Below are 21609 nucleotides of genomic sequence, written 5' to 3' on the forward strand. Positions count from 1 at the left end.
GCCCAATACTTTCATATCGAGCGCTTTCATTTGAGAGTTCGCGATTAAACTTTCAACTTTATTTCAAATACTCACCGTTACGTAGTGCTTCAATACGCTTATCTAATGGTGGGTGAGATAAAAATAGCTCGCTGAATGACTTATTACGGCCATTAATACAGAAAGCCATCATGCTGCTTTCTTCTTGTGGCTCGTAACTTGTTTTCAAACGTTGCAATGCAGCTATCATTTTCTCACGACCAACAAGCTTTGCAGAGCCTGCATCTGCATGGAATTCACGATAACGTGAGAACCACATTGTAATAATACTGGCAAGAATACCGAATACGATTTCCAGAACCATTGAAACACCCATATATACCCACGGGTTTCCATTGCTACTTTCGCTCTCTTCATCATTAGAGATAAAGTTAGCAACGAATTGGGCAATGATACGAGAAATAAAGATAACGAAAGTATTCACAACACCTTGTAGCAAGGTCATGGTTATCATATCACCATTAGCAACATGGCTAATTTCGTGAGCAATAACAGCTTCTGCTTCATCACGGCTCATACTGGCTAACAAACCGGTACTCACTGCCACCAGCGATGCATCACGACGAGCACCTGTCGCAAACGCATTAATATCAGGCGCATCATAAATAGCCACTTGTGGCATTTTAATACCGACTTGTTCAGATTGGCGTCTTACTGTATCTAATAACCAGCGCTCTACTTCTGAAGTTGGGCTTTCGATGACTTGACCACCCACTGAACGTAATGCCATCCATTTTGACATTAATAGTGAAATAAATGCACCACCAAAGCCAAATAAGCCCGCCATGATCATCAAGCCTTGAACACTACGACCTTGTATACCTGTTAAAGATAAGATGATCCCAAAAACAAACATAACGGCTAAGTTTGTTAACAGGAATAATGCAATTCTCATCATATTGATACTGTTCCTATTTTATCTAATTATCACATTGCAAAATCTGTCTTATAAATAAGGCTTTTTTAGATTTTATCAAGCCCTTTAACTTATTTAATATTAAAAACGATATAACTTTACATTTTGATAAAAAAAATAGCCAGTGAACCCCCAATATTAGGCATCATTAAAAATTTAAGTATAAAGTGAGATTGATAATAGATGATGTGATTTTTCTGTGTTGTCGAACGGAAGGATTAACTTAGGAACGGTTTGTATCGTTTAATATAGTGCCAATGGTTTATGTTTATCATAAAAACCATAACTCACGCGACACAAACAACGGTAGAACAACTGCCTCTGTATTTTTATGCACGACTTACAAAGTATGCAAGCCGTGCATCTGATATAAACAATAAGCTCAATTAACGCTATAAATTACATTTTGAAACGATATGTAGTTGTCATAGAGCCTGATAATGAGTGAGCTCGTTGTGAGTGACCATCATAAAGTTTTGGTGTGGTATAGTCGTTTTCTTGCTGGTGGTGCCAGCCAATACCACCGCTTAAGGAAACAGAAAGATTTTTTGTTGGTTTCCAATAACTAAATAAACCAAACTGTCCTTGTTTTAATCTTTCACCTGAATAGCTGAACTCACTATAGTTAGTACGCGCACCAACAGATAATTCCTCGTTAACTTTATATGCTGCTTCTAATGCCCCCATTACTTCACCATCACGCACATAGTCAATATCTGCGTAAGCAGGTGAGTTAAAGCGCCCGCGGGTATTACCAATTGGATTACGTGCAAATTGGCCAACCCCATTCGCTTTGCTCGCATCGGTATAAGTCACACCTGTACGAATTGTCCATGGAGACTCAGGAATACGCCACTCCATAGTTCCAGCAAAGTGCCATGCATCGTTATCAAAGTTACGTTTACCTTTATTGGGATCACTTAATGTACGTTTACCATCACTGCCGTAATCGTGATAATAAACAACACCACCAATAGTCACATCTGAGGTTAATTTATATTTTGCTTCTAAACCGTGTTGACGGAATACATCATCCGCCTGGCCATAGAAATAAAATACTTTTAATGGTTTAGAGTTGTAGTTAATACCACCAGTAAGAACGTGGTCGATATTATGTTTATTACCATTACCATCATTGAAATACATTCTGTCGATATTTGGGCTATCACGACGCATTATTTTACCGTCAAGAAACAGTAAATCTAAGCTCCAATCACCCATTGCTGTATTGGTAGCATATCCATTATAGCTGTTTAATGATAAACGCTGTGAGTTAGTAAAAATACCTGTATTTTTCAGGGTAAACCAACCTGCTTTACCATTAATTAAAACAGGATCTAAATCAAATTTAACTTTTGCAAAACGCTGACCAATTTTGTTATAGCCTTTTGCTTCACCATCATCATTAAATAAAATTGCACGAGAGGCGAAGTCTTTACTTGCGCCTAATTTGATACCACCATAATAAGAGACATCAAATCCGAGAATGCCGCCAAAATAACCTGATCTGAAATCAGCTTGGAAGTTTTGCCCCCAAGCATTAGCAACTTGCTTTCTGTAACGTTGCTCGTTTTTATCAAAACGGTTTTCAGTTTTTAAGTATTTCCACATATTAATAGTAGAAAGCTCAAGTTCTGAATCTGAAATAAATGCGCTTTCTTTAATTGAGTTTTCCCAATTCGCAGCATTCGCAGCGCTCACCGCGAAAAAACAAGGAGACAGCATAAACAATACTAATTTTTTTACTTTCATCTTAATGCAACCTGGTTAATAAATATTTGAATTAAGTTATGCTGACTTATATTCAGCAAGTTTAATAAAACACCATTTCTTTATTTATTTAGCTAAAAAACAACCTTTGATTAAATTTATAGTTGCACTAATTTCAAGCAATAGAGTCATTTTTTGGCATAAAAAATCCAATATGGATATCTCACCATATTTATATTTACTTATTTTTTTCGTAATAAAATTCCATAAGCAAATAGTAGATTATTTGCCTTTAGTCATTATCCTTTACGTAGAGAACCTTACTCTGAAAATATATATTTCAGTTATGACATGTTGCTCTAAAAATACATTTTGAACTCATAGAATAAAGATAACTCATCATTTAGGTAAGATTTTAGCTAACGCGTCAATATCCCAAAATGACGCAAATATTTCATAATCTGTATACTATAGTAATTTTATGTCAATTTAAGAGATCATTGTCACAACATGTTACATTTATTGCAATGGACATGCCATCAAATGAGATCTTAATCACAATAAATAATCGCTTTATCTTCTTATTCCACTTATAAGAAAAGAAACTCATTTCTTATCTAAAAATCAACCTGGTATTCTCTCTTATAGCTTACAAAGTTATTCAAGATATATTTCGAATTAAAAATTAAGTTACATAAAGTTAGATTTAAATATCCATTTATTAATAATTATTTATATTACTGGTAACTTAATATAGTGAATAACTAAAAACATGAATGCTCTCACCTTAAAATATATTATGGCTCTCTTAAAAATGTTTTTGATGGAATGCCTGATAAACATTGATTAGCAATGATAATTTTATATCTCGATTAATATAAATATAAAAACCCCCCCAACAACTGGTTATCCAACTATTGGGGGGTTGCTTTAAGTATCTGTTGTTATAACTGATAACTTAATTTAATAATTTCTTAGGCTTAAGCACTTTTGAGAGATCAACTGCAATTTTAGCAGTTTCGTCTAAATAAGGATCTGGACCCTCATAATCCTTAGGCAAATCATCAAGTGATTTCAACGCAGGCTTACCCTCTAATTTAAAACGCTCATTTATGCGGTTTAATTTAATGGCTTCTAGCTCTTTGTTTTCTTTCTCTCTTTCAGCAAAGTTTAAGATAACAAATTTATCTTCACCTTTTGCTTTAGCATCGTTATAACGCTGAATATCAGCAAAGATGTATGAAAACTCTCGGTCATTTGCAATGCGTTTAGTATGTTGTTCAGTTAATGGTGCGAACGCCGCTTTTAGCTTGTCTGAATACTCAGATAGCTGATAGCTTGCTGGAGAGATACTATCCCAAGGCAATGCATTATCTTCAAAGCTTTCACCCATTTCAGCACTATCAAAGCTTGGTAACAATAAATCAGGTGTTACCCCTTTGAGTTGAGTACTACCACCATTAATTCGATAGAATTTTTGAATGGTGTATTGCACTGAACCTAAACCAGGCCAATCAGGGCTTAGCATTTGATCGTAAACACGGGTTAATGGGCGATATTGCTGAACAGTTCCTTTACCGAACGTTTGTTCCCCCACAATTAATGCTCGCCCATAGTCTTGCATTGCAGCAGCAAAAATTTCAGAGGCTGAAGCACTAAAGCGATTTACGATAACAACTAGTGGCCCTTTATAATAAACCACATCATCTTTATCGAAATCTTGTCGTACACGACCATTGTTATCTCTGACTTGCACAACAGGACCACTTGGAATAAATAATCCTGACAGTGAAATCGCTTCTGTTAACGCTCCACCGCCGTTACCACGCAAATCAATAACCAAAGATGAAACATTATCTTTCGCCACTTTTTGCAACTGTGTTTTCACATCATTGGTTAAACCAACATAGAAGCTTGGAATATCCAAAATTGCAACTTTATCACCATTAATGACTTTTTCAGTTAGCTTAACAGCTCTGTCTTCTAAACGGATTTGCTCTCTGACTAAAGTGATTGTTCTTGGCTTAGCGCCTTTCTCATCAGAGATAACCTCTAATTTTACTTGGCTCCCTTTCGGCCCTTTAATCAAAGCAACAATATCATCAAGTCGCCAGCCAACAACATCGACCATTGGCTTGTTTTGTTGCCCTACTGCAATAATTTTATCGCCAACTTTCAACTCTTTGCTTTTTGCAGCCGGACCACCAGTTACCATAGAGTTGATCATTGGATAATCATCATCCATCTGTAATACAGCGCCAATACCTTCTAAAGAAAGACTCATTTCAGAGTCAAAGGCTTCTGTATTTCTTGGTGATAGATAACTTGTATGAGGGTCAATTTCGCGGGCGAATGCCGACATAATGACTTGGAAAACATCTTCGCTTTGGCTTTGTGTTTGACGACGTAACGCAGCTTTATAACGCTTAGTTAGTGTCTCTTTAACTTCGCTATCTGTTTTTTCAGATAGTTTCAGTGTTAACCAATCATATTTTACTTTTTCATCCCAAAGTTTATCTAGCTCAGCTTGCGTTTGTGGCCATGGCGCTTTTGTTCTATCTAACTCAAACTTATCTTGGCCAGTTAAATCCATGGGTTTATCTAGGCGGTTTAAAGCATATTGAAAACGTTCAAAACGTCTTTTTTGCGCTAAATTAAAAAGATCATAAAGGGGCTGAAGCTCGCCCTTCTTCAGATATTCACCTACTTTGGTTTTTTCTTTATCAAATTGGGCAATATCTGATGCTAGCAACACATTGTGGCTATAATCTAATAAATTAAGATAGCGATTAAAAATCTTTTCAGAAAAGCTCGCATCTAGCGAGAACTGGCGATAATGAGAACGTTCAAAACGAGAGGTTACTCGCTCGCTCACTGTAGAATGTTGTGGCTCTTGCTTTAATTCGGGTAACTGATCAATAGTTACCATTGCTGGAGTGGCTGGTTTCTCAGCCATCACAACAGAAGTGCCTGTTAACGTTAATCCGATAGCAAAAGCCACATTTAAAAGTTTGTTCATGCTCTGGTTGGCCTCCGTATCAGAACTTTAAATGTTCCGTGCGTACATTCATTGCCAAACCGTTAGGCAATTGTACACGTACACCCTCTTTCGCTATCTCTAGCACCGTCGCGTCCATCACGCTGCTACCAACGTTAACTTTCAGCGATTGACCAACAGTAAGAACTGAGGTGTCTTTCACTGGAATTAGCTTTTCGGTATTTTGGCGTGGTGGTGCTTTACGAGGTGCTTGAGTCGCTTTTTGAGGACGAGGCTGTCGTTTTTCACCCTCTTTAGGTGGCTGACGACGCGTATTGTTTGGCTTTTTCGCTGCCGGACGTTTGCTGGTCTCCTTATCACCTTCAGCTTCACGCTTCTTAGCACGTTGTTCTGCTCTCTGAGCTTGAACGCGCGCTTTAGCTTCTGCTAATTGTGTACGAGCATGTTCAATATGCTCAGCTTCCAGTTCGCCGCAGTCATTACCATTCAAATCGACACGTTTAGCTCCTTCTTTAACTCCATAAAGGTAGCGCCAACTTGAGGTATATAAGCGTAATGCCGAACGTAACTGTGTTTTACTCAGTTGAGTTTCATCTTTTAGATCTTCAACAAGATCTTGAAAAATGCCAATTTTCAAAGGACGAGCTTCGCCCTCAGCGATAAAACACTTGGGGAAACGTTCAGCTAAAAAAGCGATGATTTCTTTACTACTATTCAACTTAGGTTGATTTTCCATGAAATTTCCTGATTACAACGGTTTTGCCAACCAGCGCAGGCATGAACAAGCGACATTATAATAGTGTTGCCAACAATTTCTATGGCAAACGCCTGTTAACTTACACAAAATTCACAATATTTTGCTGTATGACAAGTTTTCAAATGCTCGCAGAGCACGTCACACAACGCTTTAAGCCCATTTTCATCTTTTTTATCAAAACGATCAAAAATGGGACTATCAATATCGAGAACGCCGATAATTTGTCCATTTACTTCTAAAGGTAGAACAATTTCAGACTGACTTGCACTGTCACAAGCAATATGACCACTAAATTGGTGAACGTCACTTACTCTTAAAATTTTATTTTCAGAGTATGCAGTTCCACAAACTCCTTTCCCAAAACCAATTCTGACACAAGCAATTTTGCCTTGAAATGGGCCAAGGACTAATGAATCACCATCATTAAGATAAAACCCAACCCAATTTATCGTATCTAACCTCTCGTAAAGAAGAGCGCTGGTATTAGCAAGTGATGCGATAAGATCATTTTCACCAGACAACAAGGCTGACAAATTATCAGTGAGTTCCTGATAAAAAAGCGATTTTGGCATCATTAAACCCTATTTGCGTAACTAAAATAGATAACATACTCGTAATTTAGCCTATTTTATCTTGAGGTTGAATACTCCATTTTCAAGAATTGGGTAAAAAAACGATAATACTCCCTTAACACCCACAAAAAAAATCAGACACTTAGTATTGTAAAATGAAAGGCATAAATATAATAAAAATGATAACTTGTGAACCATTGAGTATAGGTGCTTTTTTTTAGCTTAATCAAACGATAACTCTTAAGAAAACCAACTTAGGCGAATTAACGAGCGACATAGTGAACAATATCGCAACAAAGGAAAAGAAATCAATACGCTGTCAGGAGTGTGATCACCTCGTGACACTCCCTCTCACATTAAAACGTGGAGAGGATGCTTATTGCCCTAATTGCCAAGCAAAACTTGCATCTTATCGATATTGGTCATTAACTCGTTTACTTATTCTCTCTATTACAATGCTTATTTTGGCATCAATAGCATTTACTCAGCCACTGATTAAAATCCATCTATTAGGCACAATGATAACGGCGAATGTACTTGACGGTATTCGCATGATGTCAGAGCAAGGTTCTCCTCTTACGGCAACGATGGTAGCCTTTTGTGCTATTGCAGCACCGCTTAGCCTCCCCATCGCTATTTTATATCTCCATTTAGGATCTCGCTTACGCCTTAATCTTCGCCCAGTCTTATTGATGTTAGGGAAATTGAAAGAGTGGGTAATGTTAGATGTCTATTTAATTGGACTTGGTGTTGCAACAATAAAATTAGGCGATTATGCAACTGTCTATATTGGCAATGGCTTAATTGCTTTTGTTTCTTTAATGATACTCAGCTTATTAATGCTAATTAACATTAATATGGACCAACTTTGGCAACGCTTTTACCCACAAAAAGAGATAGAAAAAAGCCCTGCAACTTGCCATGCTTGTCACTATCATTTTAAAAAAACGCCATCCACGCGCTGCCCCCGTTGTAAATCTTGTTATACCCCAAGACAGCCAATGAGTTTACAAAAAACATGGGCGGCATTAATTTCAGCAATAATTTTACTAATACCTGCAAATTTATTGCCTATCTCTATCTTCTATTTAAATGGCCAACGCAGTGAAGACACTATTTTTTCTGGTGTACTTTCCTTAGTGAATTCAGGCAATACACCAATTGCGATTATTGTTTTTATTGCCAGTATTTTTGTACCTTTTTTCAAAATTATTATTATGTTGGGCTTATTATTAAGCATTCATTTTAATTCTCGTATTGATCCTCTACTACGAATGAAACTATACCGTTTTGTCTCTTGGATAGGACGATGGTCAATGCTTGATCTCTTTGTGATTGGACTGATGATGTCATTGATTAATCGAGATCAACTGATGACTTTCACAATGGGGCCAGCGGCTTTTTATTTTGGTACTGCGGTTATTCTTACTATCCTTGCCGTTGAATGGTTGGATAGTCGTTTACTATGGGATACTTATGCAACAAGAAGAAAACGACGTTCAGGACACACAAGCCCAAATACGCCGCAAGCGTAAAATTTCGACATTTTGGCTACTCCCTGTTATCGCCATTTTTATTGCTAGTTGGTTGCTTTTCCAACATTGGCAAGATAAAGGCGTACAAATCACGATTGATTTTCAATCAGCATCAGGAATTGTCTCTGGCAGAACACCTATTCGCTATCAAGGTGTTGATGTGGGTCTTGTTAAAGATGTCACTTTAAGCGATGATTTACGTCGAGTTATTGTTACAGCTGATATCCGTAAAGATCTCTCGACCGCATTACGCAAAAACACACAGTTTTGGTTAGTTACACCTAAAGCCAGCCTTTCTGGTGTATCTGGGCTAGATGCTTTAGTTGGTGGTAACTATATCAGTATGTTGCCGGGTGACGGTGAAAAGCAGTTTAAATTTATTGCTCAAGAAGTTCGTCCTCAAGCTAATATCGATAAAAATCAGCAATTAATCACTTTGACAGCAGATAAACTGGGATCACTCAATGTTGACTCTCAAGTTTATTATCGCCAAGTTCCTGTTGGTAAAGTGTATAGCTATGCAATTCGCCCTGATAATCAGGGTATTTTTATTGAACTTAGTATCGATAAACAATATGCCCACTTAATACGTCAAGATAGCCATTTCTGGAACGTCTCTGGCTTTCAAGGTAATTTCAATTTAAAAAGTGGCGTATCTGTAAAAATGGAAAGCGTTTCTGCTTTAATCAATGGCGCAATTGCTTTTGATTCACCGGAAAACAGCCCTCCAGCACAAGAAAATCAGCAATTCGTTTTACAATCAGCTACCTCTGTAGATGCAGGCAAAGCAATATATGGTGAAGATGGATTAATTATTTCTCTAACCAGTGAAGAAAGCTGGGGAGTCGATGCTGGGCAACCTATTCTTTTCAGAGGAATTTCTATTGGTCAAATCATTCAACGTAATATGAGTGATGACGGGGTTATTTTTGATGCAATTATTGCCCCTGAATATAAGCATTATATTTATGAAAATAGTAAATTTGTCGCCAATAGTCGAATCAACGTCAATATGGGTCTAAATGGTATTGAAGTTCAAGGTGCAACACCTCAAGAATGGCTTGAGGGAGGTATTCACCTGATTCAAGGTACTAAGGGGGCACCTAAAGAACAGTATCGCCTTTATCGTAACGACTTCTTTGCAAAAGCCAGTGTTAATGGTAATGAATTACCCGTGACACTCACTTTAAAAGCATCAAGCCTTCCGGGGATCCAAAAAGGTTCAGTGGTTCTTTATCATCAATTCCAAGTCGGTGAAATTACTGATGTTCGGCCTTTAATGGATGAATTTGATATTGATGTTTATATTTCCAAACAATATCGCCATCTACTCACGGAAAAGAGTGTCTTCTGGACTGAAGGGGCTGCTAAAGTATCCGTTAATGGCTCAGGGTTAACTGTTGAAGCAACACCATTAAATCGTGCATTAAAAGGCGCGATTAGTTTTGATAACTTCGAAAATATCAATAATAACGTTTCACGTTACAAACTCTATCCATCAGAAACTAGTGCACGAGCTATCGGTGCACAAATTACGCTAAAAACATACGATGCAAGTAAACTCTCTGAAGGGATGCCTATTCGTTATTTAGGAATTGATATTGGCCAAGTCGAATCATTAATCCTTTCATCAGATAGAAAAGCGGTAATTGTATCAGCAGTTCTCTACCCTGATTATGTCAAAACCTTCGCGAGATCTGGCAGTCGTTTTGCTGTAGTTACTCCTGAATTAACAGCATCAGGATTAGATAACTTAGATTCACTTATTCAACCTTATATTAAAGCAGAGCCCGGTAATGGTGGCGTATATCGTCAATTTGAATTGCAAACATCCAACATTACAGACTCACGCTATCTCGATGGATTAAATCTTGTATTAAATGCCACAGAGGCTGGTTCAGTACAAATTGGTACGCCAATTTACTATCGTGGTCTTGAGGTTGGTGCCGTGACAGGTCTTGAACTCGGAAACATGTCTGACAGAGTATTAATTCACATCCGTATTAGTAAAAAATACCAATACCTTGTTCGAAATAATACAGAGTTTTGGCTTTCATCAGGATATAACTTCTCGTTTGGTTTAACTGGCGGTGTTATTCGTAGTGGTACATTCAAGCAATTTATACGTGGAGGGATCACTTTTGCAACACCACCTTCAACACCATTACAAGTGAAAGCAAAACAGGAACAGAATTTCATTTTAAATGATAAAGAACCCAAAGATTGGGATGAATGGGGAACGGCAATACCTAAACCTTAAAAATTAGATAATTCTGCCCTATTTCAGATAATTTATTTAAAGCGGATCACAAAAAATGATCCGTTTTTTTTATTTCTAAAAAATATTTTGGAAATAGATTCCATTTATACTATGCTTAATTTTGTTTGGTCAAAAAGCATTCTTTAAAATAAATGCCACCAATAAAACACAACGGGACACAACACGACATCGCTTAAACTGGAGCTTTATTATGAAAAAAACAACGTTAAAAATTGCTTGCTATGAAATTGAAGATATTACTTTGAAACACTCTTCTGATAACCAATTAACTTATATTCATATTCCATGTGATTATGACAAAGAGTTTTGCATGCAATTAGATGGATGGGATGAAAACACAAGTATTCCAGCCCAATTGAAAGATAAAAATATTCTGCTTTATCGCCATGCTTATGATAAGGATAGCCACCACTGGATCTTAAAAGTGGCGTAACGAGATGCTAAAGCGAAATAAAAAAAGCCAGATAAATCATTTATCTGGCTTAGGGAAATGGCTCATTGTGAGCCGTGCGCTAAAAACTAATTGCTGATTACTACATAAACAAAAATCGAGGACTAACTCAGACTTTTTTATCTCACAACCTACTGTTAAATATTAGCTAACAATATGTAAAGATCCAGTAAACAGCCCAGTAGCACACTATTTTCTATTCAAAAAATTATCACTCTTAATTTTTATTATTTAAATCAATGCGATAAAAATAAAAAACTCTTAACCATATTATTAATCACTTGATTAATTATTCTTACAGAGCGACTTAATCGCATTTTGTATCACTTCTACTGATTTTTTCTTTTCAGGTGTATTCGGATCCGGTAGTAAAATAACATCAATTAACTGTGCTTTTACTTTTCCACTTTCCATTTGTTCCATTGCAATTTCATTAAGTGGATATTGCATCAGTGTTGCTGGATTAATCACAAACCAAGCACCATCAGCACGACAATTGAGCATCACCTCTTCTCGTGTAAATGGCCAGTCGTCACCAAATTGAAGCTTACTGACCGTTGAAATAGGTGCTGCCGAGAATGCTTGAAAAGAAAACAGCATTAACATTCCCGCAAATAAAAAACGTTTCATGTGGATATCTCATTTAAGAAATTAGGTTTTTTCGATTATATAACAATCTATACAGGTGAGTTAATCGCAAAGATGGCGACAGTAAAAATAACCATTGTTCCAAGTAACAGCTCAAACCAACTATTCACTAGTAACCATTGAAAATTATTTTTCTTACGGATATGAGGAACTAAAACATAACGGTTGATTACGGCTAAACCAAGCATTAACAGCACTAAACTAATTTTAAGCCATAACATACTTTGATATTCAGATGACAATGGTACTGCCGGCCATCCTGGAATTAACATTACGGCACTGATAATACCAGTAATTGTAACCAATAAAACGGCAATATGACCCAAAAGTGAAAACCGCTTCATGGTACCAATAATCGGTTTGATCATTCCATCTGCAAGCTCGTCTTTATTCCGCAAAAACTGTAAACAAGCAACAAATGGCCATAAACCACCAAACCAATACGCAGCACTAATAAGATGAATACTTTGATTAAGCTTATAAAATATCGCTTCTGAACCTGTAAACATTGCACCATGACCTATAGATGCATGTAAGATCAACATAATCGAAGCAACAATTAATAGAGAAAAGTTACGAACATAACGTTGGTGTATAAATAAAACAGCTAACGCAATGATTGCCAAAACTAATTGCCATTGCCAAACTTGACCAAATGAAGTACCTAATACCGCTTTCCATATTTCAAATGACCAAGCATCCTCCCATCCATCGCCCATAATACCGGATTGTACAGCCATCCATAGATAAGTCGTAATAAAGACAGTGACAGTACTAATGGCTAATGCAGGACGCAAACGAACTTGAATAAGAGGAATGAACTTATCTTTTGCAAGAATGGCAGCCGAGAAGCTCAGTCCGAACATAAACATGACTGCCACGAAATGGAAAAAACGGCATAAAATATAAACGTCTTCAGGTGTCATTATTTTACACTAAATTGATAAGAACCTTTTGTCTTGTGCCCATCAACAGAAACAACGTTCCAATTAACTAAATAGTTACCTTCAGCTAAATCACTTTCTAAAGGCAATAACAATTTAGTATTGTTAACAGGGTCTAAACTCAATTTTCCTACGGTAATTTCTTTACCATCGCTATTAGTAACTTTGATTTTGCTAAAGGCTAATTCAATACCTTCAGAGAAGTCTAGCGTAATAACTTTAGGCGCTTGCGCTTGTTCAATAGCAGCACCTTCAGCAGGTAACTGTGATTTTAAGTGTGCGTGTGCTAATGCTTGTTGGTATGACATACCAAGGAATAAAACAGCAATAGCCGATAATTTACCCCAAGATGTCTTAAGTGTATTTAATGACATAATAACCTCTTAAATTACAGGTGATTTTTTTATTTATGGAAATATTTTATAGCAAATTTACGTCAAGATCTTCGCTTCTTGATATTAGAAATAAAAGGTTGTGAACTAGCACTCAAAATATATGTTATTTAGACCAGTTTCTGTTTCAAATATCACCCATTTTTACACTTCGAAAAAATATAATACCCATATTGACAGTCTAAACAGTTCAATACATAACCGAATACAACTAAAAGTAAAATAAACACCTTGTATAAATAACAATCAAAAAAAATTTTAGGATAAAAAATACGCAAACGAAAGTGAGGAAGAGATAAAAAATAGGAATAAGAATAGAGCTAATGCAGAAGAATAAAAAAGCGCCCTGCTATTCATTCATAGCAGAGCGCAATAATTCATTTATTAACTTAAGCTATCTAAAACTTTATTAATAATTAAACATGTGCAGATGTTGATAATGTGTTCAGATCTTTATCTAACAAGAATAAAGCCTTACCACTGTCACCCACCATTGCTAATTTATCTAGGATTGATTTGAATAGTTTCTCTTCTTCATGCTGTTCTGCAACATACCATTGTAAGAAATTAAATGTTGAATAATCCTGAGTCGTCATTGCAACATGCGCTAATTTATTAATCTCAGATGTAATATGTTTTTCATGTTCGTAAGTTTTATCGAACAATTCAGATAATGATGAGAACTCAGCTGGTGGAGCTTCAATCGCACCAAGTAAAGGCATTGCGCCTGTATCACTTAAGTAATCAAATAAACGGTGCATATGTTCCATTTCTTCACGAGAATGAGCTTTTAAAAATTTAGCAGCACCATCAAATCCTTTGTCATCGCACCAAGCACTCATTTGCAAATAAAGATTTGCTGAATAAAATTCTAAATTTAGCTGTTCATTCAATTTATTGATCATATCTTGATGTAACATATTTTACGTCCTTTGCGATGAAAATTAACATTATGGATATTATGCACACTTAAAAATAAAAATATAGCTATTTACATATAGTTTTTGTTTATTTTTTTAATCAATTATCTGTAATAAAAATAAAAACCAATCTCATTTGTAATATGCTCTCTCTATATTTTAATGTTAAATAGTACTTATTATCATTAAGAGTAAACATGCATTTAATTATCATCATAAAACAAACATAACACATTGAAAAATAACAATATAACTCTCACTCTTTAATTTTATCTTTAGCTTTTATATTTATTGTTTTTTCTTTAGGATTCAAATTTTCTGTATTAAAATAAAATATAAATTATATTTTAGCCATTAAATGATATTCAAGAATAAGCTTTATCACATATCAAAAAATATATGCAAAGTGATATCTATAATAATTATTATTAAAAAAATAAAATATTCGGTCTATTACTTTTTAATACTTCCCTTTTTCTATAATTTCTATTTGATATTTCTACACATTTATTGGTTCAGATCGCAGTTTTTTTTCACTTTTTTTCATATAAAAAAATACATAACTCTCAAAAAATAAAAATAATTTCAATTTTTGTGCAGTTTTTCATTTTGACTGATAAGATTAGTAGGTAACTCATATTTGTATGCACAAAAAATTAATATTAAAGCCCTAATCATAATAAAAGGTTAATTAGGAGCCACTATGACAAAAACAGTGTTAGTACCCGTTGATTTTACAGAGCTTGGTTTATTGGACAAGGTTGTGTCTCATCTAAAAGCATTGTCTGTCGCTGACAAATTGAATATTCATTTTTTATCAGTTATTCCAAGTTATGAGTCGTTTGTCGGATTTGCATTCGCAGGCCAAGATAGACTAGCTAGTGACAAACAACGTATTGAAATTGCATTATCCACACTAAAAGAAAATTTATCGCATATTGATATTCCCAATAGTACAACTCAATTTTATGTGTCTATAGGTAATCCACGCGATAAAATTTTAGAAACCGCAAAAAAAATTCAAGCAGAGCTGATTGTCATTGGTTCTCGTAATCCTGGGATGAAAACTTATCTTCTAGGTTCTACCGCATCTTCCGTGGTCAGTTACGCAGAATCATCTGTACTAGTCGTGCGTTAATCACCCACTCCCTACTTTTATAAGAAATCTGGTATTCGTCATAAGCCAGATTTCTTATTCTTTTCACCATAAAATCCATTCAAAATAATATTTTATTTTATTGCCATTATTTTTAAGAGTAGTAATTAAAAATATATTCTAAAGCAATAAGATAATTATTAAAAAAATAAAATCACATTCTCTTTAATACCTTTATATAAATGACTATATTAATAATCTCTTAATAAATTTATATTGTTCACGATGTTAAATTATGTAAAAATACTTTTCCATCAAGACCAAATTTAATCAACAGAGTAAAAGGAATTAAAATGAATAAAGAAATTTCCGAAAAATGGCAAGAGCGTTTTTCATTTTTTGATCAATATGGCTCACCTAAAACATCAGAATATAAAGCTGCTTATAAAGCACTTCCCTTTGGTAAACGTATTCTTATCGGAATGAATATCTGGGCATTTTTCTTTGGTTTTATTTATTTTCTTATTTTAGGTTTATGGCGTAAAGCATTAACATTATTTGCTATTAATATTGCTATTTTTACTATTATTGGCTTCTTACCTGTAAATAACGGTGTTATCAATGCTGTAGGTATAGCAATTAACGTTTTATGGGCTATAACAGCCAACTATGCGTATTACTTGAAAGAAACCAAAAATGATCAAAGCTGGAACCCGTTTGAAGGTGTTCTGTAAAAATAAAAGGGGCAATGCCCCTTTTATTTTCTCTTATTCATTCCTTTATTAATAACATCATTCCTCCTTCTTCTTATTTCATAGTCATTCTATCCATTACTCTATTTAAATATTTTTATATAACTCTCTATAATGATTGTTTAAAATAGAAAATAATGAAATAACACTAAAAGTTCGTTTTTATCTCAGAAGGATACTTTGCTAATGCTATAATGCATTAACACTAAATTAGGGAAAACGTATGTCTAATCACTTTCAAGGTAAATTTGAAGCCGAACTAAAATACCACCTTCAAAATCCAAAAGAATTTATTAACGAATTAAAAAAGTCAGGAGCCACATTATTTACGCCTGAGAATCAAGAAACAGATTGGTACATGGAGCATGATAATACTGAATTTTCAGCTCCTACTATCAGTTTATGTGTAAGAAAAATGCTCCCTGCAGGAATAAACCTTCTTATCGTTAAAGGCCCTGATTTATCACAATGTGAAGCTGTTCGTATTGAAGATGCAGAAAAAACAGTCTCTATGTTCACGACGCTTGGTTATCATTGTATTCTTAATTATACAAAATCAAGAGAAATCTATTTTCTAGATGAGTTTCATATCACTATCGATAAACTAGATAAACTAGGATCATTTGCTGAGTTTGCTATCATGACGGACGACCAAAACAAACTCTCGTTCTATGCTGACCAACTAAAGCACTTAGCCACAAAATTTGGCTTTACAGAAAAAGATCTTGAGAAAAATAACTATAAAACACTAATGTTAAATAACCTCAAGTCATAAACAATTTTACTAAGTAAATATCCTCATAGAAATTATCAAAATTCTCTAATCAGAGCACCGATATTCTATCAATAGATATTGGTGCTTTGTCATTTCTAGCATTGTTTTATCTTATCTACTAAAAAGTAAAAAATAACGAGTCGAATAGAAAATTTATTTGAGTGCCATATTTATTATATTTATCTGAGAATGTCATTCTCCCTACCTCAAATAAAGCATCTTCTTAGTCAAAAAATGTCATTCAGATCTAATTTTAAAGATATTTTTGTAATACCACTTATATTAAGGTACTGTTTTTACTAGAATTAGTAAAAAAATATATTAATAGGAGGGTTTATGCTTGAAAATTACCTTAATATCTTTATTAAGGCGACTTTTGTTGAGAATATGGCATTAAGTTTCTTTTTAGGAATGTGTACTTTTCTTGCTGTCTCTAAAGAAGTAAAAACCTCATTAAAACTGGGTCTTACTGTTACTGCATTATTGATTATTGCCACACCTATCAATAACTTAATCTATCATTTCATTCTAAAGAAAGATGCGGTAGTCGAAGGTATTGATCTTAGTTTTCTTAGATATATCACTTTTATTGGCGTTTTAGCGGCATTAGTTCAAATTTTAGAAATGTTTTTAGATAAATTTATCCCTTCGCTTTATCATTCATTAGGGATCTTTTTGCCTTTATTGACTATTCATTGCGCTATCTTTGGTGCCACCATTTTTATGGTTGAACGTGACTACACATTTACTGAATCAGTGATATATGGTGCTGGGTGTGGCATAGGTTGGCTACTTGCGATTATCGCGCTCTCTGGTTTACGTGAAAAAATGAAATATTCAGATATTCCCAAAGCATTGAGAGGACTAGGGATCACATTTATCACGGTAGGATTAATGTCTCTTGGTTTTATGTCGTTCTCAGGGATTTCGCTTTAAAAGTTTATTTTTCATCCAATTTTCATACATCATTAATGTAAGCTTTATTTATAAACGGGAGGGTAATATACCTTCCGTTTATAGTGATTTCGTCTGTTTTCTTATTTTTTATCTACTGTGATCTTTTTATCTCTCTCCCATTTTAACGTTAGACTCTCTTATTTATTCTTTAAAATCAATAAAAAATAATTTAATTTATTGCTGTTTTAATCATTATTACTTTTTTATTTTATAAATAGAAACACTTAGACTATTTAAATCTAATTGTTTAAAAAAAACCAACCAGTCACATAAAATTAATAATAAATCAACAGGTTAAAACTTATTTATTGAGATAATATCTTTTATCTCATTTTTACCATTTATCGTTAACTTTTAATATTTAAGATAAATTAATTAAAAATCAAAGTGTTGCAAGATAAATTAATACATTTAATAAATTTATTAATTAGAGTAATAAATAAGCATAAAGAATATTTATAAAATGCCGATACTATTTTTTAGTATTTGAAAAAATCAAAAGGATATATGGCATTAAACCAAAGAATGATCTAAAAAATATTTATATTTTTTCTTAATTCTTTGTATATACCAGTTACAGGAAGTAAAAATAAAACTTAAAAATCAATAAACTACACAGTTATATTTTTATGAAAAAGGAAATAACATTACATGTTTAAGAACTTCAAACAACGTTATTTGCCAAACGTCTCTTTTACTATGTCGAGTTTAAAAACAACCACTTTAGTTTGGCTTATTACAGGCTCTTTAATCTTACTTCTTGGTCTAGCTTGTGTTTTATTCCTCTCTTCAGTCAATGATTACAAGAGAAACTTAAACACACTAAATAATATCTACCATGAACAATCACTATTGAATAACACTTGGGAAAATCTCTTACAAACGCGTAATACCCTAAATAGAGCCAGTTCCCGCCACTTATTAATTATTAATAAAATGGCTACTGCAAATACGGATATCTCTTCATTATTACAACAAGCTAAAGAAAAACTTCAACTCGTTGAAAACGGGTGGGAAAGTTTCAAGAGTTTTCCTCATAATGTTGAAAATCAAACTTATATACAACAACTAGAGCAGAAATATACTGAGCTTAATGCAGCATTAATTGAATTTTTAGCCTTTCTAGAACAAGGTAAAACATACGAATACTTAAATCAACCAACACAAACCTATCAAGACAATTTTGAACAAGCTTATACTACCTATCATCAACAACTAGAAAATTATTATACGGCTTCATTAGATGAAGGCGAGTTACTGTACGATAAAATTATTTATAGCTTAATTGTCATTTCAATATTAATTGTTATTTTTTCTTTCTTAGTTCAGATTGTACTGCGAAAAAACTTTATTTCACCTTTAAACGCGATAATGAAAAATATCGAAGATATTAGTAATGGAGAATTAGCGACTGATGTCACGACAAAAGGTCTATTTGAAATAAATATTCTCACTACTAATATTCAAAAAATGCGAGACCAGATAAAACGGATCGTAAATAACATCAATCACAGCTCCGGTCTTATTAATTCCGAACTAAGTGATATTGCTGTTATGAACAATAATCTTGCCATTCGTGTTGAACAACAATCAGCAGCTGTACTCGAAACCTCAGCAGGAATACGACAATTAAGTGTGACATCAAAACAACATGCAGAAAATACACAAACATCATGTGAGCTAGTAACAAAAGCAGATACGATGATCCATCAAAGTAATGAAATGCTCGCTAACGTTGTTGAAAATATGCATGAGGTTGTCACGTTCTCTGAACAAATTAACGATATTACCTCTACGATTGACAATATCGCCTTCCAAACAAACTTGTTGGCTTTAAATGCTGCCGTAGAAGCGGCAAGAGTGGGTGAACACGGAAAAGGTTTTGCTGTTGTTGCTAAAGAAGTAAGAGAATTATCCATTAGCTGTAACTTAGCATCAAAAGAGATAAAAATACTTGTCGCTAATTCAAGTAAAAAAATAAATCAGTGTTTTCAGTTAGCTGCTGACGCAAACGATAATATGATAGATATTTCTAAACATACTGAAAATATTAATGAAATGATCCACGATATTTCTATTTCTACAAATGAACAAAGTAATGGTATTGCCCAAATTGAAGATGCGATAAATCAATTAGATCAAACAACACAAGCTAACTCAACAATGACACGGGAATTAGTCAGTTCATTAGATTCTTTGCAAACACAATCAGATAGATTAAAACAAGAATTGACTGTTTTTCATCAGTAAGTATTAAATCTACCTACAGCATAAAAGCTATCTTAATCTTAGGATAGCTTTCTTATTACTGATTTAGGCTAATATTAAAAATGGCTAAATTCAGGGATCTCTTTTTTACCATGTGATTTTAGAAAATCTAACACTCTTCTTGGAGTTACATTCAGTATACGCTCATGTGGAAAGTCTATTTGGGCTAATACTTCTAATACTCGATCAAAATTTCCTAGTGAAGAAGCTATATGTGAGTCAGAACCCAATGCAATTAATCCTCCTGCATCACGCACTGCTTTCGCTATTTCTATACAGTTTTTCTCACTTCCTACTCTAGAATGAATAAATGATGAGTTATTCATTTCTAAAGCAACGTTGTAAGTGGCAGCTACTTTTGCAACCTCAGCAATATCTATTGGATATTTTGGATTGCCCGGATGCGTTACCATTTGAATACAGCCACTTGCTATTGTTGCAATTAACGCTTTTGTATTATCAACAAGGCCTAATGAACTCATTACCGGATCATGAAAGCCAGCAAGTACAATATCTAATTTCTTACTCATTTTCTCACTGCAATCTGTTTCACCTTTAATATTTTTAATATTCGCTTCTATACCATAAAGAATACCAACACCATCAATAATACGAGGGATCACAGGTAAGTTAGAAAAATGCCATTCATGAGGTGCATCATCCATATCTGGGCCATGGTCAGTAATTGCAAATAATTGAATTCCCTGCTTTTTAGCTTGTTGAAAATATTCACTAACTGTACTGTAAGCATGTGTACTAGCAATAGTATGAGCATGTAAATCAACGGGATACATAAACAACTCCTTCCTAAAAACACCTAACAACTAACAAACGATATATTATCCACTTCACTTTTTCTCACATTAGCAAGAAATGAAGATAATTTTTGATAAATATGCTTTAATCTTTAACATACTATTTAATATCAAATAGATAAATAAAGTTTCACTTTAGTACTATACACAAGAATTTTGAAAACACATTATATTGTGTAATTTCATTTTAAATATGGCTTTCAACTTTATAAAAGGTTATTTATGTTCAGCTATCCAGCAGTCGCTCATTTTGATGAAGAAAGTGAAACTTACGAAATTACCTACCGTGATTTTGATAATATACACGCTGTTGCTTATACAGAAGATGATATTGAACTAGAAGCCTCTGATATTTTGCATGTAGGTCTTGAAGAGTTTGTTGCGAGTAAACTGCCCATTCCTACACCATCCAAAGCACAAACTGGTGATTTTATTGTCTACTTACCTCTTATTAGCTGTTTAAAAATTGCGTTACATAATGCGATGTTAGAAACAAAGACAAAAAAATCTGATCTTGCAAGAAAGATGAATTTAACGAGCGCTCAAATAGAGCGTCTACTTGAAATTAATCAGACCTCAAAAGTAGATAGTCTAGAGCAAGCACTTTATTTATTAGGCTATGCCATTTCTGTCAGCGTTAATAAAAATATCAATCAATAATAGTTAAAATCATAACCACCCGTAAAACGGGTGGTTTGCTCTTGCCCTATAAGGGCTTATTACCGACTGCGCCTAAATGACGCTGCTTTCTCTTCGTTCAAGCTAAGTGTCTTTGCTACTTTG

19 protein-coding genes are annotated in these 21609 nt (G+C 34.2%); 9 read left to right on the plus strand and 10 right to left on the minus strand.

What is annotated here, in order from left to right:
• Positions 1 to 58: 58 nt before the first annotated feature.
• From htpX to DK857_RS14200, 5 genes are all read right to left on the minus strand, one after another.
• A complete protein-coding gene (htpX, locus tag DK857_RS14180) occupies positions 59 to 937 on the minus strand; it encodes a protease HtpX (protein ID WP_109402499.1) in 879 nt (292 codons plus the stop codon).
• Positions 938 to 1354: 417 nt separating this feature from the next.
• Positions 1355 to 2707, minus strand: a complete 1353-nt coding sequence (locus tag DK857_RS14185) for an OprD family outer membrane porin (RefSeq protein WP_109394231.1) — start codon at positions 2705 to 2707, stop codon at positions 1355 to 1357.
• A gap of 916 nt (positions 2708 to 3623) precedes the next feature.
• Positions 3624 to 5684, minus strand: a complete 2061-nt coding sequence (prc, locus tag DK857_RS14190) for a carboxy terminal-processing peptidase (protein WP_109394230.1) — start codon at positions 5682 to 5684, stop codon at positions 3624 to 3626.
• A 19-nt stretch (positions 5685 to 5703) separates the two neighbouring features.
• Positions 5704 to 6399 carry an RNA chaperone ProQ gene (proQ, locus tag DK857_RS14195; RefSeq protein WP_109394229.1) on the minus strand — a complete coding sequence of 232 codons (696 nt, stop codon included), beginning with the start codon at positions 6397 to 6399 and terminating at the stop codon, positions 5704 to 5706.
• 95 nt (positions 6400 to 6494) lie between these two features.
• Positions 6495 to 6992 carry a GAF domain-containing protein gene (locus DK857_RS14200; protein ID WP_109394228.1) on the minus strand — a complete coding sequence of 166 codons (498 nt, stop codon included), beginning with the start codon at positions 6990 to 6992 and terminating at the stop codon, positions 6495 to 6497.
• A gap of 233 nt (positions 6993 to 7225) precedes the next feature.
• Between DK857_RS14200 and yebS the strand changes: the two genes are divergently transcribed.
• The 3 genes from yebS to DK857_RS14215 all read left to right on the plus strand — a co-directional run bounded on the left by yebS (position 7226) and on the right by DK857_RS14215 (position 11241).
• Complete coding sequence (gene yebS / locus DK857_RS14205; RefSeq protein ID WP_375804067.1) at positions 7226 to 8527, plus strand: membrane integrity lipid transport subunit YebS; 1302 nt, start codon at positions 7226 to 7228, stop codon at positions 8525 to 8527.
• Positions 8469 to 10787, plus strand: coding sequence for a PqiB family protein (locus DK857_RS14210; protein ID WP_109402501.1), 2319 nt, complete (start codon positions 8469 to 8471; stop codon positions 10785 to 10787). The genes yebS and DK857_RS14210 overlap by 59 nt, the downstream gene beginning before the upstream one ends.
• Before the next feature lie 211 nt (positions 10788 to 10998).
• Positions 10999 to 11241 (plus strand): DUF1480 family protein, encoded by a 243-nt coding sequence (locus tag DK857_RS14215; protein WP_075673379.1) that lies wholly within the window; start codon positions 10999 to 11001, stop codon positions 11239 to 11241.
• 303 nt (positions 11242 to 11544) lie between these two features.
• Here the strand turns inward: DK857_RS14215 and DK857_RS14220 are convergent, their stop codons facing one another.
• The 4 genes from DK857_RS14220 to ftnA all read right to left on the minus strand — a co-directional run bounded on the left by DK857_RS14220 (position 11545) and on the right by ftnA (position 14163).
• Positions 11545 to 11889, minus strand: coding sequence for a YebY family protein (locus DK857_RS14220; RefSeq protein WP_109394225.1), 345 nt, complete (start codon positions 11887 to 11889; stop codon positions 11545 to 11547).
• A gap of 47 nt (positions 11890 to 11936) precedes the next feature.
• Entirely contained in the window at positions 11937 to 12833 is an 897-nt protein-coding gene (copD, locus tag DK857_RS14225) for a copper homeostasis membrane protein CopD (protein ID WP_109402502.1), read from the minus strand.
• Positions 12833 to 13225, minus strand: a complete 393-nt coding sequence (gene copC, locus DK857_RS14230) for a copper homeostasis periplasmic binding protein CopC (RefSeq protein WP_023582413.1) — start codon at positions 13223 to 13225, stop codon at positions 12833 to 12835. Before copC ends, copD begins: the two co-directional genes overlap by 1 nt.
• 434 nt (positions 13226 to 13659) lie before the next feature.
• Complete coding sequence (gene ftnA, locus DK857_RS14235; RefSeq protein WP_075673382.1) at positions 13660 to 14163, minus strand: non-heme ferritin; 504 nt, start codon at positions 14161 to 14163, stop codon at positions 13660 to 13662.
• A gap of 703 nt (positions 14164 to 14866) precedes the next feature.
• Between ftnA and DK857_RS14240 the strand changes: the two genes are divergently transcribed.
• From DK857_RS14240 to DK857_RS14260, 5 genes are all read left to right on the plus strand, one after another.
• Entirely contained in the window at positions 14867 to 15301 is a 435-nt protein-coding gene (locus DK857_RS14240; protein ID WP_072062602.1) for a universal stress protein, read from the plus strand.
• Positions 15302 to 15612: 311 nt separating this feature from the next.
• Complete coding sequence (locus DK857_RS14245) at positions 15613 to 15993, plus strand: DUF2628 domain-containing protein (RefSeq protein ID WP_109394223.1); 381 nt, start codon at positions 15613 to 15615, stop codon at positions 15991 to 15993.
• Positions 15994 to 16234: 241 nt separating this feature from the next.
• Positions 16235 to 16786 carry a class IV adenylate cyclase gene (cyaB, locus tag DK857_RS14250; protein WP_109394222.1) on the plus strand — a complete coding sequence of 184 codons (552 nt, stop codon included), beginning with the start codon at positions 16235 to 16237 and terminating at the stop codon, positions 16784 to 16786.
• 336 nt (positions 16787 to 17122) lie between these two features.
• A complete protein-coding gene (nqrE, locus tag DK857_RS14255) occupies positions 17123 to 17722 on the plus strand; it encodes an NADH:ubiquinone reductase (Na(+)-transporting) subunit E (protein ID WP_109394221.1) in 600 nt (199 codons plus the stop codon).
• Positions 17723 to 18394: 672 nt separating this feature from the next.
• Entirely contained in the window at positions 18395 to 19993 is a 1599-nt protein-coding gene (locus tag DK857_RS14260) for a methyl-accepting chemotaxis protein (protein WP_167392450.1), read from the plus strand.
• Between the two features lie 74 nt (positions 19994 to 20067).
• Here the strand turns inward: DK857_RS14260 and DK857_RS14265 are convergent, their stop codons facing one another.
• On the minus strand, positions 20068 to 20805 hold the full coding sequence (locus DK857_RS14265; protein ID WP_099659652.1) for a phosphatase: 738 nt from the start codon (positions 20803 to 20805) through the stop codon (positions 20068 to 20070).
• 243 nt (positions 20806 to 21048) lie between these two features.
• On the opposite strand from DK857_RS14265, the gene DK857_RS14270 reads away from it, so the two are divergent.
• Positions 21049 to 21486 (plus strand): type II toxin-antitoxin system HicB family antitoxin, encoded by a 438-nt coding sequence (locus tag DK857_RS14270; RefSeq protein ID WP_109394220.1) that lies wholly within the window; start codon positions 21049 to 21051, stop codon positions 21484 to 21486.
• Positions 21487 to 21609: the final 123 nt, after the last annotated feature.

The sequence above is a fragment of the Proteus terrae genome (assembly GCF_003144325.1).
GTDB classification, from domain to species: domain Bacteria; phylum Pseudomonadota; class Gammaproteobacteria; order Enterobacterales; family Enterobacteriaceae; genus Proteus; species Proteus terrae.

Excerpts from the sequence above, each read along its gene's own strand:
- htpX (WP_109402499.1), bottom strand. The coding sequence starts at position 937 with ATGATGAGAATTGCATTATTCCTGTTAACAAACTTAGCCGTTATGTTT.
- DK857_RS14185 (WP_109394231.1), bottom strand. The coding sequence starts at position 2,707 with ATGAAAGTAAAAAAATTAGTATTGTTTATGCTGTCTCCTTGTTTTTTC.
- prc (WP_109394230.1), bottom strand. The coding sequence starts at position 5,684 with ATGAACAAACTTTTAAATGTGGCTTTTGCTATCGGATTAACGTTAACA.
- proQ (WP_109394229.1), bottom strand. The coding sequence starts at position 6,399 with ATGGAAAATCAACCTAAGTTGAATAGTAGTAAAGAAATCATCGCTTTT.
- DK857_RS14200 (WP_109394228.1), bottom strand. The coding sequence starts at position 6,992 with ATGCCAAAATCGCTTTTTTATCAGGAACTCACTGATAATTTGTCAGCC.
- DK857_RS14210 (WP_109402501.1), top strand. The coding sequence starts at position 8,469 with ATGCAACAAGAAGAAAACGACGTTCAGGACACACAAGCCCAAATACGC.
- DK857_RS14215 (WP_075673379.1), top strand. The coding sequence starts at position 10,999 with ATGAAAAAAACAACGTTAAAAATTGCTTGCTATGAAATTGAAGATATT.
- DK857_RS14220 (WP_109394225.1), bottom strand. The coding sequence starts at position 11,889 with ATGAAACGTTTTTTATTTGCGGGAATGTTAATGCTGTTTTCTTTTCAA.
- copD (WP_109402502.1), bottom strand. The coding sequence starts at position 12,833 with ATGACACCTGAAGACGTTTATATTTTATGCCGTTTTTTCCATTTCGTG.
- copC (WP_023582413.1), bottom strand. The coding sequence starts at position 13,225 with ATGTCATTAAATACACTTAAGACATCTTGGGGTAAATTATCGGCTATT.
- ftnA (WP_075673382.1), bottom strand. The coding sequence starts at position 14,163 with ATGTTACATCAAGATATGATCAATAAATTGAATGAACAGCTAAATTTA.
- DK857_RS14240 (WP_072062602.1), top strand. The coding sequence starts at position 14,867 with ATGACAAAAACAGTGTTAGTACCCGTTGATTTTACAGAGCTTGGTTTA.
- DK857_RS14245 (WP_109394223.1), top strand. The coding sequence starts at position 15,613 with ATGAATAAAGAAATTTCCGAAAAATGGCAAGAGCGTTTTTCATTTTTT.
- cyaB (WP_109394222.1), top strand. The coding sequence starts at position 16,235 with ATGTCTAATCACTTTCAAGGTAAATTTGAAGCCGAACTAAAATACCAC.
- nqrE (WP_109394221.1), top strand. The coding sequence starts at position 17,123 with ATGCTTGAAAATTACCTTAATATCTTTATTAAGGCGACTTTTGTTGAG.
- DK857_RS14260 (WP_167392450.1), top strand. The coding sequence starts at position 18,395 with ATGTTTAAGAACTTCAAACAACGTTATTTGCCAAACGTCTCTTTTACT.
- DK857_RS14265 (WP_099659652.1), bottom strand. The coding sequence starts at position 20,805 with ATGTATCCCGTTGATTTACATGCTCATACTATTGCTAGTACACATGCT.
- DK857_RS14270 (WP_109394220.1), top strand. The coding sequence starts at position 21,049 with ATGTTCAGCTATCCAGCAGTCGCTCATTTTGATGAAGAAAGTGAAACT.